The following is an 11,899-nucleotide window of genomic DNA, read 5'->3' as shown; positions in this document are numbered from 1 at the left end:
CGGCGGAATGTCTGCGGGCGGTCGAACCGCTGCCGCCCGTTCTCCCACGTGGTCGCCCGGCCTCCCGCAGGCCATGCGTATCGCAACGCCGCCCATGACCCCGGCCCACCGCCGGCCGACGCAAGTCGGGCGGGGGCCAACCCTCACCCGGACCCGCGCGCAGGGCGATCAGGCACTGCTCCGCCCCCGTACCGATGCCGCGAGCGCCCTGAACTCGTCCCACTGCACCCGCTGTCGTGGCAGGCCGCGCCGTTCCAGGTAGCGGTTGGTGGCGCGCTTCGTCCGGCGCAGCAGCCGTACCGCGTCGCTCGGGCGGCCCGAGCCCATCGGCTCCACCACCTTGGTGGGCACCAGCAGCCAGCCGTCGCCCACCGCCCGCAGCTCGCCTCGGACGAGCGCGTTCTGCATGTGGTTGAGACGCTCGTCGTGCCTGTGGACCAGCAGGGAGGCGGGCCCCGGCGCCGCGGCGCAGTCGGACGGTACGTCAATCGCGAAGCCGTCGTCCGCCGGTACCGGCCGGGTCCGTGCGAGAACGGGCGCCCCGGAGGCGTCGCAGGCGGCCAGAACCGCCGTCGGATACCGGGCGAGCAGCTCGGCTCCCGGCAGCGGGGGCCGCCCGCTCGGGCGGGGCGGCTCGGTCGGGGGAAGCTCCCGCAGCGGTGGTCGTACGATCACTTGGCCGGGGGTCACCTCGATCAGCAGCCGCAGGTAGTACCAGTCCATCAGCCGTCGTAGCGGAGCGGTGACGTACGCGCGGCTGTGCGGCTGTCGTTCGAAGAGCATCCGCCAGTAGTCCTCGGCTCCCTGGGGACCGGTCCTGATCTCGTCGGGGCATTCGGCGCGGCCCCCGACGAAGATCTCCGGGGCCTGGTCCAGGCCGCTGCCGGTGGGGTCGGAGAAGAGCAGGGCGACCCGGCCGTCCCGGCGGATGTTCAGCGCCTTCTGCGCGAACGCGAGGGACGTGGACAGCAGCAGCGTCCCGTCGGGGCGGCGCCACACGGCCGTCGGCCAGACCAGCGGGGTGCCGTCCTTGCCGAGTGTCACGAACTCGCAGGTCCGGTAGGCGTCCAGGACGTCGAGCGGGGCGGAGTCGAGCACGCTCACGCGTCGGGCCCCCCGTCCAGCGGGCCGCGGATCACTTTGCGGGCGGCGGCGTACTGGCGTCTGCCCACCAGCTTCCACAGCAGCCGGCCGAGGAGAGGGGCCTTGCCGAGGAAGTGGGCGCTCTCCTGTGCGGTGGCCTCCTCCAGGAGGGCGCCGAGGGCGATGAAGAGCTGGTTCTTCGGTACCTGCTCCAGTCCACGCGTGCCGACCAGGTCCCACTCCGCGACGGTCAGATGCTCGGCCACGAGCGGAAGGGCCAACCACTCCTCGTCATCGAGGTGTTCGAGCAGGACGGTACGGTGCGCGTCCAGCGCCAGGGCCAGTTCCTCCCCGGCGATACGGTCCGCCGTCCGCTCCCAGGCGGGCGTCCACTGCGCGACCGCCGCGAGGCTCTCGTCTATGCGATGGTGCTGCTGCTCCATGCGGGAGACCAGTTCGTCGTCCTGCGCGGCACGTGCGTGCAGCAACGGCCAGACCAGCTCGTCCTCCAGCGCGTGATGATGGTGCAGACCGCCGACGTACGCGCGCAGGTGCTCGGCGACCTGTTTCGCGCGGGCTGTACCGCCGTCGGGCACCGCGCGCACCAACCGGGGCAGAAGCGCCGACTCGCGCCGGAAGACCCGGTGGACCACGACCATCTCATGGGTGTACGGCCGCTCGGCTGGGGGAAGTTCGTCAGTCTTACCACTGGTGGACACGCTCAGAAGCTCCAACGATCGGATACTGGCAACAGGCTCCCAGGGTCGCCCCCACCGCTTGGACTCGGGTTGGCATCCACTTGGCATCTGCTTGGCCCCGAGAACTTTCGGCTCAGCCGCGTGTGAGGGGCACAGTCCACCGGCCCGGTTCGCCCTCGCGTCCGACCTCGGGAAGTCTGGAGCACGCCAGGACGCCGAGCAGACCGAAGGCCGCCAAGGTGCCGAACAGCGCGGTGTAGCCGCCGATCATCAGCATGACCGGCGCAGCCAGCGGTACGAGCGAGTCCGGCAATGAGTTGGCGACATTGAAAATCCCCAGATCCTTGGCCGAGTCGGCCCTATTGGGCAGAACGCGCACGCATACAGCCAGGTCGACGGAGAGAAACGTACCCATGCTGATGCCCATGACGGCCACTCCGACGTAAATCAATGTCATATTCTGGGCCCAGGCCATCATCACAAGGGCCGCAGCGGCCAGCACACCGGAAAAGGCCAGGAACGGCTTCTGGCGTCGTATCCAGTCGGAGAAATACCCCGCGGCCACGCACGACACAGCGACGCAACTGATCGTGAGAATCCCGAGCAACAGCACTACACGGCTCAATTCCTCTGCGTTCACGCCGAATCGCTCCATGAGGAAGAAAGTGCTGTACGTACTGGAGGCGTAGGCGCAGGTGATCAGAAAGCGGACAAGCCATGCCCAGGCGAACGCCGGGTGGCGACGGGGGTCGAGCCAGAACGACGTGGCGACGGTCCGCAGGTTCAGCGGAAGTCTCGGCGAGTCCGTGCGTGGCTCACGGAGCAGAAAGAACGCGATACAGGTGGACCCTAGCGCGAACAGTGCTGTCGCCAGCCATTGGCCGGCTCTGCCACCCGGGACCACATCGGCGAGGGCCAGTCCCACGAGCGGTCCCGACGCGGCAGCCAGGCCGAGCAGTCCCGTCACGCGTCCCGTGCGTTCCTTGACCACCTGGTCCGCCAACAGGGCACTGCTCGCGGCCCGTTGAAACGTGCAGGCCGTCTGCACACCGCACCACAGCAGCACGATCTGCCAGACCTCGGTCGTGAAAGGGACAGCGACCAAGGCCAGTGCGCCGAAGAAGGAACCGATGAGCATCCACGGGCGGCGACGGCCGAGACGAGTGCGGGTGCGGTCCGAAATCCGGCCGGCGACAGGGCTGGACAGTATCGCGACCAGGGCGCCGAAGCCGGTGACAATACCGAATGCGGTAGCAGCCCCGGAATTCGCGATGGCGTCGAGATGAAGAGCGAGCAACAACTGGACGGGGGTTGCCAGCGCGATGGTGAAGGCGAATTCGGACATCATGAGGGCCGGGGCCAGACGGCGCATAGGAGTGACGCCAGCACGCGGGTCATCGACCGGCGCGACAAGGGAGGGGGTGACCATGGAAGGGCTCTGATCCTCGGGGAAATCGGCTGTGAATGGGCAACGGGGCCCAGCGTGTCGCGCCGGTCTTGGCATTGACTTGGTGCCCTGTGCTTGCCATCCGATGACAAGTCGGCTCCAACCGCAGGCCCGCAGCATCTGGCCTTGCCAGTAGAACGCCGTGGGTTATCGGAGAGGTGCACGTGTCCGCCAAGAGAAAGACCGACAGCAGGCTCCTGGAGAACGCCGACTTGCGGGAACGGCCCTGGCTTCTCGCCCGTGTCACTGCCGTCGGTCGCCTGGCCCGGAGGCTGGTCGGGCGGCGCCGTTACGCGCGACGTGAGGTGGCGCCCTTCCGGGCCTACGGCTCACCCCACAGCTGACGTCGGCCGGCCTCATGGCCGCGCTTCGCCGCCACCCTCCCGAAGCGCGGTCAGGGCGTCGCGGGCGGCGTCCGCCCAGTGCCGGGAGTTCCACTGGTGGGCCACGCGCTCGGCTCGCACGAAGTGCTCCTGGGCCTCGTGCGTGTGGCCGAGCAGCACGGCGAGCTCCCCGAGGGACTGTGCCACGGGCCGCAGAGCGATGCAGAGGCTGGCGGCCCCGGCAACTTCGTCGCGGAAGGGCAGCAGCATCGGATACAGCTCGGCGGCCTCGGCGCTGTCGTTCAGGGCGACGACGGCGACGGCCCTCAGCGTCGCCTGGATGGAGAAGGAGAAATCGCGCCGGAGGGGGACGCGCTCGGCGTACACCTCTCGGGCGCCGTCCGTATCGCCGACGGCGAGCAGGGCGAGGACGGGCAGAGGCTCGTTGGCGGGGCGGATCTGCCGGTACACCGCCAGTACCGCGGGAGCGATCTCGGCGAGTCGGCCCTGCTGTTGCCGCACACAGCCGAGCGTCAGGGCGACCAGGCCCTCCAGGTTCACCATTCCCTGCTCGCGCAGGACGTCCACGGCCTTCAGCAGGGTCTGCTCGGCCTCCTGGAAGCGCCCCTGCGCCGTGGCGAGCATCGGGTGTCGCAGCAGGCCGAGGGCGTTCGTGCCGGCCAGTTCATGGCTTCGCGCCAGTTCGTCGGCCAGGTCGAGATGGCGGTTGAGAGCGGGCAGGTCGTTACGGACCGCGGCCACTCGTGCCGCCGTGTACTCGGCGATCCACGCGTACTCCGGCATGTCGTCGGATTCGGCGAGCAGGGCGAGTTCGCGGTTCAGCGGCAGCACCGCGTCCGGGCCCTGCAGGAAGTCGACGATTCTCAGCAGCGAGGTGATCGTGAGGGCGGCCAGACGCGGTTCACCCAGGCCCCGGGCGAGCGTCACGGCCGCACGCGCCGGCTCCTCGGCACGGGCATCGGCGAGATCGTGGGCGCAGGCGAGCCTGTCCAGCAGCAGGCACCGCTGGCGCGGCTCCAGGTCGGAGCGGTCCAGCAGCCGGGTCAGGTCCGCGACGGCGACCGCGTCGGTGATCCCGTAGCCGCGCGAGTACCACGGGGTGGGCTCGGTCCATGAGCTGTAGGCGGCCACCATCAGGTCGTCGCGCCCCTGGCCGCGCGCCAGCTCCACGGCCCGGCTGAGGACCTGCTGCGCGCCGGCCATCGCGCCGAGCCGGACCCGGATGTGGACGAGACGGCCGAGCAGCGCCACTTCCAGTGCCGGGGCGTCCGTCGCGGCGAAGGCGGCGGGGTGTCGTTCCAGACACTCCAGAGCCGCGTTGAGCAGGTCTTCACCGACGCGCGGCGCGTAGCGCTGGACCGCCTGTTCCGAGGCTCTGCGGGCGTATTCCACCGCGAGCGGCGCGTCAGCGGCCAGCACGTTGCAGGACCGAAGGAAGTGATGAGCGACCGCCGCCACATCGTGGGAGCCGAGCTTCAACAGGCAGTGGCCCAGCCTGGAGTGCATGCGGGCACGGCGCAGTTCGGTGAGGTCGACCTCCAGGGCGTCGCGGACCAGCGCGTGGCAGAACCTGACCTGGCCGGGACCGGGTTCGACGACCAGTCCGGCGGCGACGCCCGCGTCCAGAGCGTCGAGGACCCGCTCCTCGTCCGCGTCGGCGGCGGCGACCAGCAGATCCACCGTCGTCTGGCGTCCGGCCACCGCCATGAGCCGCAGCACCGCGAGATCGGCCGGCTCGAAGCGCGCGAAGCGGCGCCGCAATGTGTCGAGAATGCCTTGCGGAACCCGGTCCAGAGCCTCCCCTGCCTCCTCCTCACCCAGCAGAAGGGCGCTCTCGCGCAGATAGAACGGATTACCGCCGGTGCGCTCCGCGAGAGCGGCGGCCGTCTCCTCGCTCACCGCGACAGGACAGGCCTGCCGCACCAGGAGCCGTGCGGACGCCGCGGGCAGCCCGTTCAGCGCGAGACGACGTGGGGAGCAGCGCGCCAGGCGGCCGAGAGCCTTGGTCATGTCGCCTTCGTCGGCACGGTAGGCGGCGACCAGGAGCAGGGGGACGGTGCGCAGTTGCTCGGCGCACAGCAGGAACAGTTCGAGGCTCTCCTCGTCCGCTCGGTGAAGGTCGTCCAGGAGGAGGGCCAGGGGGCGCTGGGCGGCGATGTCCCGGAGCCAGGAAAGCAGAGCCCGGTGCAGGCGGAAGCGTTGGGCCGGGTTGCCGTCCGTGGCCGCCCACGCGCCGAGGGCGTCCGGGGCGTCGACCGACAGCACCGCGGCGAGGTCACCGGAAGGCGGGGCTACGGCGGCGAGCGTGCCGAAGACGTCGAACCAGGCCCAGCCGGGAGGTGCTCCGTCGGTTTCCGGGCACTGTCCTACGGCGACCAGCCACCCCTGTTCCGGGAGGTGGCTCTGCAGGTGGTCGAGCAGGCTGGACTTGCCGATCCCCGCTTCACCCGACAGCAGGACGAGCTGCCCCCGGCCCTGACGTACCAGGTCCGCCGCGGACGCCAGTTCGGTCAGTTCGGTGTCCCGGCCCAGGAGTTCGGCGGCGGCCAATGGCGCGACGCGAGTCGCGCCCTGTGAGGTCGGTTGCGCGAACGCGATCTCCTGCTGCTGCGGGTGGTCGGTGAGGGCCGGACGCGTGAAGCGATGCAGGATGTCCAGCCGCTGCTGGAGTACGGCCTGTTCCAGTTCGACGAGTTCCGGGCCCGGGTCGACACCCAGTTCGTCGCGCAGACTGTCCCTGGCGCGCCGCAGCGCCGCCAAGGCGTCCCCCTGCCGGCCGTTCGCCCACAGGGCGAGAGCCAGCAGGCGCCAGCCCTCCTCGCGCAGCGGCTGCTCGCGGGTGAGGGTGTCGGCGTCCGCGAGGGCGTCGTGCAGAGCGCCGCTGTTCAGGCGGGCGGCGGCAAGGGTTTCCCGCCCGGCGTGCCGCAGCTCCTCCAGTCGCGCGCTCTCGTCCGCCGCCCACGGTTCGTCGGCGAACTCGGCGTAGGCGGTTCCGGACCAGAGGTTCATCACCGCCCTCAGCCGGTGGGCCACCTCGGCGTCATGGCCCGGTGGCAGCGCGAGGCATGCCGCCAGCTCGCGTTCGAAGTGCCAGGCGTCCACCATGTGCTGGTCCGGTGACAGCCGCAGGGCATAGCCGTACGGCGCACTGGCCAGCAAGCGTGCTGGTGCCCGTGGCGGGCGGTCGGGTTCAAGGACTCGGCGCAGCCTCGCGACATAGCCCTGCAAAGACGCGTGAGCGCTCGGTGGCGGGGTCCCCTGCCACAGTTGCCGCACGAGCCGGTCCACGGGCACGTACGCCCCGCGTGCGATCAGCAACTGGGCGAGGATCGCACGCGTCAGACGGCTGCCGAAGTTCGCCGCCCGCCCCTCGACCTCGACCCGCAGGGGGCCAAGCACGGATATCTCGACCATGGTGTGGCGAACCTAGAACAGGCGAGGGGCGGTGGGCGAACCGGCCCGCCAATGTCTCACCGATTGAATTGTGGGCACGGGCAAGGTGCCAAGGGCTCAGCAAGTCTCGCGGATGTAGCCGCTCGTACCCTTGGACACGACCGACTGGTCGCGGCGGACGATGCTCAGTGTGCTGCTCCACCCGGAGCACACCTCCGACAGGCCCTTCGCCGTGTTCTCGACCACGAGCACGTTGTTGTCGAACGCCTCCGCGAACTGGCCGCACTCATTCCACTCGCCGCACTCCTCCACCACGGCGAAGTCCAGGCCCACGGACGCGCGGTCGGCCACGAGCTCAAGGGTGTTCTTCTGGGCGATGGCCAGGCCCTTTTCGTGAGCGTGCACCGACAGCAGTTTCATGAACGCCTTGGCCTCGTCGCCCGTGAGGTATTTCGGAAAGCGGGTGAAGGAGTCGTAGTTGTCGGGCTCGACGGCCTCGTACCCCTTGGCCGCGCACTCGTCGATCCAGGCGTTCACCTTGGCGGCGATGCGCTGCCGCTTGGCGTCCGTGCGGATGTCCAGGACCGCCTCGCCCCAGTCCTTGTCGTAGACGATGTGGCCGCTGGCGTCGCTCAGCAGCAGGTCGGAGTCCCAGTCGCCCTTCTCGTCCTCCTGCGCCTGGAAGGCGTTGATATTGCAGATGTTGTACGCACCCGGCGCGGGCGCGTCCTCGTGGCTGCGGCTGACCACCCGTACCCCGGCCGGGAGGGGGTACGCGCCGCCGATCTGGTAGTCCCACCGCACGTGCTTCGGCGGAAGCGTCACCTTGGCGGCGGACGCGGGCGCGGGCGCGGGCGCGGGCGCGGCCGCAGACGCGGTGGCCGCGGACGCTGCGGAACTGGGCCCTGCGGACGTGGACGCCGCGGACGGCTGGGAAGCGTTGCTGTGGTGCGACCAGGTCTTCACCGCCGCGACGCCCAGCCCGGCGACGGTCAGGGCTGCGGCGAGGCTGACGAAGATGCGCCGCCTTCGACGACCGTGACCGGCTCGGGCCCTGCCCCTCCTCCTCTCCCCCGCGGTGGTGGCCGGGCCTCCTGGAACGGGGCGCGCAGGGGAAACGTGGAGCCCTGCTTCCGCTGAGCCGGTCACTGCCGGTGTGACCGGCCCGACCGGCCCGACCGACGCGGCGGAATCCGGCAGCGCCATGAGCATGCGGTGCAGTTCGGCGAGTTCGGGCCGGGCGGCCGGGTCCTTGTCCAGGCAGCGTTCGGCGATGCTTCGGAGCGGTTCCGCGACTCCGTCCAGGACCGGTGCCTCGTACATCACCTGATAGCCCGTCAAATATGGGCTTTCGCCGTCGAACGGACGGTTACCGGTGGCCGCGTACACCAGCAGCGAGCCCAATGAGAAAACGTCCGAGGGCGCGGTGACATCCCGCGGCGCGGCGAACTGCTCCGGGGACATGAAAGGCGGGGTGCCGACCAACCGCCCTGTCACGGTGAGGGCCTGGTTGTCGACTGCGCGGGAGATGCCGAAGTCGATGACACGGGGTCCGTCCTCGGCCATCAGGACATTGCTCGGCTTCAGATCCCGGTGCACCAAGCCCGCCCGGTGGATGTCCCGCAGCGCCTCGACCAGTCCCAGCCCCAGCGTGCGCAATTCGCGTCCACGCAGCGGCCCGCCCTTGGCCACGACGTCCGACAGCGTGCGGCCCGGCACAAACAGCGTCGCCATCCACGGCTGTTCGGCGTCCGGATCGGCGTCCACCACCGGCGCGGTGAACGCACCACTGACCCTGCGGGCCGCCGCGACCTCCTGCCGGAAACGGGCCCGGAACTCCTCGTCCAGCGCGTACTGCGCGTGCACGACCTTGACCGCGACCTGCCGTCCCGAGGCCGAGCGGCCCAGATAGACGACGCCCATCCCGCCACTACCGAGCCGGTCTTCCAGTACATAGCCGCCTATGGACTTCGGATCGCCGGGTTTCAGCGAGATCACCGGTCCACCTTTCCCATGCACCGCGCGTCGAAAGCCTGTTCAGGGGCCTCAGACTAGCCCCCGGGGGGACATCCCACGTCCCCCTCCGGCCCAGGCCGAGCCCAGCAGCATGCGGCCCAAGGACCGAGTCGATCGCGCAGCACTGTGAGTATCTCTTGCAGATGTTCCAGTAATGCAAACTTCACGGGTTACGGAGGTACGATATGAAATCGTAGCGCCGCCTGAGGGGGACCCCGCTGTGGAAACGTCAAGTCAGTCCGCCGGCAGGTCGTCGAGGGGCAGGGAGGTCCCTGGAGGGCTGCTCGATGCTGTTGATCAACAGCTCGTCGGACTTCTCATCGCGGACGGGCGAGCGGGGTACGCGGAACTCGGCGCCCGGGTCGAACTGTCGGGCGACGCGGTGCGTGAACGGCTGAAGCGTCTGATCGCCGACGATGTCATTCAGGTGATCGGCAGTGTCTCCCCGACCACGGTGGGCCTGGACAGCTTCGCGTTGGTGGGAATCACGGTGCGGGGGCCGGTACTCCCCGTCGCCCGAGCTCTGGCAGAAGTCCCCGAGGCCGACCTCGTCGTACAGACGACCGGCATGTTCGACATCATCGTCGAACTCGTGTGCCGGGACGACCGGGAACTGCTGCGGGTGCTCGACGAGTCGGTGCGCGGCATTCCGGGAGTACTCACCTGTCTCGCCATGCAGTACCTGTCGGTGGAGAAGTACGCGACAGAAGGCTCCCAGCAACTCCTGTTCGGCGGGGGGCGCCCCGGCACCGCTACGGGCACGGGCGCGGGCGCGAGGGAGGAGTTCGACGATTCCGACCGTGCCCTGATCGCTGTTCTCCAGCGGGACGGCCGGGCCTCGTTCAAGGAACTGGCGGAGCAGTCGGGCGTGCCGTACGCAAGCGCGCGCCGCCGGGTGCTGCGCCTCCTCGAGCGGGACGTGGTCAGGATCGTGACCATCACCAACCAGCTTCTGTACGGCCGGCGGGTCCAGGCGGGGGTGGGCCTGCGGGTGCAGGGGCCGATCCCCGAAGTCGTGGACGCCCTACGGGAGATCGACGAGGTGGAAGTGGTGGCGGCGACCACCGGGCCGTACGACCTGTTGCTGGAGGTCAGCTGCGCGAGTCGGGCGGATCTGTACCACCTGACCGGGACGGTGCTGCGCCAGATCACCGGCATCACCTCGACGGAGACGTTCGGCTACATCGACATACACAAGCTGCCGTACACGTGGACGGCTCTGTGAACTCGACTCCGAGGGAAAACCGATAGGGAAAACCGATCTGGGAGTGCCACCCGTGACGGGCGGCACTCCCGGATCGCGATCTCCTCACCCCCCGGTAATCGCGAGGTACTCATGCGCTGTCCCCGGCAGGCACCGGCGGGGTGGCCGACGGTGTGTCGGCGAGGCGCGCCACCTTGGTGCGGACGTTGAACCACAGGACGAAACCGAGGAGCGCCACGAAAGCCATGGCCAGGAGCACGGCGTAGTTCTCGTACCAGGGCAGCTGGGGCGACCTGGGCCAGACGATGTTGACCAGCTCGAAGACCAGCCAGAGCGCCGCAACGACCGTGACGGGGCAGCCCCATCGCCCCAGAGTGACGCGACCCGGTGTCCACCGTCCGCGCATCCGGTGGACGAGTACCGCCACGACGGGCATCGCGAAGGCGACGAAGAAGCCGCCGGTCGAGAAACTCACGAGGGTGTTGTAGAACTTCGCCGAGAAGCCCGCGCAGAGCACGATCATGGACAGCGCGCCGGCCGTGACCACCGCGGCCAGGGGGTACTGGTGGCGCCCGGCGAGCCGGGAGAGGCGGCCCGAAGCAGGCAGCACGTTGTCGCGTGCGAAGGACCAGATGATGCGGGACGCGCTGGTCTGCGCGGCCGTCATGCTCGCGAGGAACCCGATCACGATCAGGACGAACAGCGGCTTGGTGACGCTGTTGCCCAGCGCCGCCTGAGCCGTCTCGGCGGTGGGGTCGAGCACCGCACCCGAGACGACGGCCTGCATGTCCGGAATGGCCAGGACGAGGGCGAGCCCCGAGAACAGCACGACGGCACCGATCGCCAGCAGCGACGCCACCATGGCCTTCGGGACGTTCCGCTCGGCGTCGACCACTTCCTCCGCGATGGCGCCGGCGCTCTCGAAGCCCACGAACGCCCAGCCGACGAAGCCCACCGCCGCGAACAGACCCGTCCAGAGCCAGTCTCCGCCGCCCGTTCCGGCGGTGTCGAAGACGACGCTCAACGGCTGGTGGCGGTGCCCGATCAGCAGGATGATGCCGAGCACGATGCTGCCGACCACCTCGGCCGTCAGGCTGAGTACGGCGAAGACCTTGACGGCCTTCGGCCCTGCCGCGTTGAGGGCGGTCACCACCATCGTCACGGCGATCGCGACCAGGACCTTCGTCGTGCTCCCGAAGGGCTCGGTGCCGAGAATGATCGGCAGGAAGCCGGCCACGTAGTAGGCACCACCGGCGACGGCGACCATCAGCGACCACATGTACGCCCAGCCCGCGAACCAGCCGTAGTGCTCCCCCGCCAGACGGCGTGACCACTGGTACACGCTGCCCTCGAACGGCCACTTCGAGGCGAGTTGCGCGAAGACACCGGCCACCAGAAGCTGCCCGACGAGAACGATCAGGAAGGCCCACCAGCCGGCGGGCCCGGCGGAGGCCACGACCAGGGCGAAGACTCCGTAGACCGCCACGATCGGGGAGAGGAAGACAAAGGCGATCATGAAGGCGCTGCGAAGGGTGAACTCCTTCTTGAGTCCGCCCGGGACCGCCTCCGGCGGGTTCAGCTGCTCAGTCGTCCGCTCGGTCGTCATGGCGTCCCCCAAGGGGACGAAGCGCTGCCTGTTCTACACATCATGTACCTCCAGCGGGGGTTGTCGGGGATCCGCAGGTTGCCCGAGGGGCTGAGGGGGGCGAGGGGG

General features: G+C 69.6%; 8 protein-coding genes. 2 read left to right on the top strand and 6 right to left on the bottom strand.

All coding sequences use genetic code 11. The features are described from left to right. Nucleotides 1-168 precede the first annotated feature (168 nt). The 3 genes from ABZ855_RS04005 to ABZ855_RS03995 all read right to left on the bottom strand — a co-directional run bounded on the left by ABZ855_RS04005 (nucleotide 169) and on the right by ABZ855_RS03995 (nucleotide 3,210). Entirely contained in the window at nucleotides 169-1,104 is a 936-nt protein-coding gene (locus tag ABZ855_RS04005) for a pyridoxamine 5'-phosphate oxidase family protein (protein WP_360800455.1), read from the bottom strand. Further along, nucleotides 1,101-1,802 (bottom strand): hemerythrin domain-containing protein, encoded by a 702-nt coding sequence (locus tag ABZ855_RS04000; protein WP_360800452.1) that lies wholly within the window; start codon nucleotides 1,800-1,802, stop codon nucleotides 1,101-1,103. The genes ABZ855_RS04005 and ABZ855_RS04000 overlap by 4 nt, the downstream gene beginning before the upstream one ends. Nucleotides 1,803-1,914: 112 nt before the next feature. After that, on the bottom strand, nucleotides 1,915-3,210 hold the full coding sequence (locus ABZ855_RS03995; protein WP_360800449.1) for an MFS transporter: 1,296 nt from the start codon (nucleotides 3,208-3,210) through the stop codon (nucleotides 1,915-1,917). Between the two features lie 182 nt (nucleotides 3,211-3,392). Between ABZ855_RS03995 and ABZ855_RS03990 the strand changes: the two genes are divergently transcribed. Further along, nucleotides 3,393-3,572, top strand: a complete 180-nt coding sequence (locus ABZ855_RS03990) for a hypothetical protein (protein WP_360800446.1) — start codon at nucleotides 3,393-3,395, stop codon at nucleotides 3,570-3,572. Nucleotides 3,573-3,584: 12 nt separating this feature from the next. Here ABZ855_RS03990 and ABZ855_RS03985 read toward each other — a convergent pair whose 3' ends face one another. Both ABZ855_RS03985 and ABZ855_RS03980 read right to left on the bottom strand, forming a co-directional pair. Then, nucleotides 3,585-6,986 carry a BTAD domain-containing putative transcriptional regulator gene (locus tag ABZ855_RS03985; protein WP_360800443.1) on the bottom strand — a complete coding sequence of 1,134 codons (3,402 nt, stop codon included), beginning with the start codon at nucleotides 6,984-6,986 and terminating at the stop codon, nucleotides 3,585-3,587. 96 nt (nucleotides 6,987-7,082) lie between these two features. Next, a complete protein-coding gene (locus ABZ855_RS03980; protein WP_360801127.1) occupies nucleotides 7,083-8,960 on the bottom strand; it encodes an endo alpha-1,4 polygalactosaminidase in 1,878 nt (625 codons plus the stop codon). Between the two features lie 241 nt (nucleotides 8,961-9,201). On the opposite strand from ABZ855_RS03980, the gene ABZ855_RS03975 reads away from it, so the two are divergent. After that, complete coding sequence (locus ABZ855_RS03975) at nucleotides 9,202-10,206, top strand: Lrp/AsnC family transcriptional regulator (RefSeq protein ID WP_360800440.1); 1,005 nt, start codon at nucleotides 9,202-9,204, stop codon at nucleotides 10,204-10,206. A gap of 109 nt (nucleotides 10,207-10,315) precedes the next feature. Here the strand turns inward: ABZ855_RS03975 and ABZ855_RS03970 are convergent, their stop codons facing one another. Beyond that, nucleotides 10,316-11,791 (bottom strand): amino acid permease, encoded by a 1,476-nt coding sequence (locus tag ABZ855_RS03970; RefSeq protein ID WP_360800437.1) that lies wholly within the window; start codon nucleotides 11,789-11,791, stop codon nucleotides 10,316-10,318. Nucleotides 11,792-11,899: the final 108 nt, after the last annotated feature.

Origin of the sequence: Streptomyces sp. NPDC047042 (genome assembly GCF_040644035.1) — a bacterium.
Taxonomy (GTDB): domain Bacteria; phylum Actinomycetota; class Actinomycetes; order Streptomycetales; family Streptomycetaceae; genus Streptomyces.
This window is presented reverse-complemented; position numbering and strand designations above follow the sequence as displayed.

Coding starts and splice junctions, on each gene's coding strand:
- ABZ855_RS03995 (WP_360800449.1), bottom strand. CDS start 3,210: ATGGTCACCCCCTCCCTTGTCGCGCCGGTCGATGACCCGCGTGCTGGC.
- ABZ855_RS03985 (WP_360800443.1), bottom strand. CDS start 6,986: ATGGTCGAGATATCCGTGCTTGGCCCCCTGCGGGTCGAGGTCGAGGGG.
- ABZ855_RS03970 (WP_360800437.1), bottom strand. CDS start 11,791: ATGACGACCGAGCGGACGACTGAGCAGCTGAACCCGCCGGAGGCGGTC.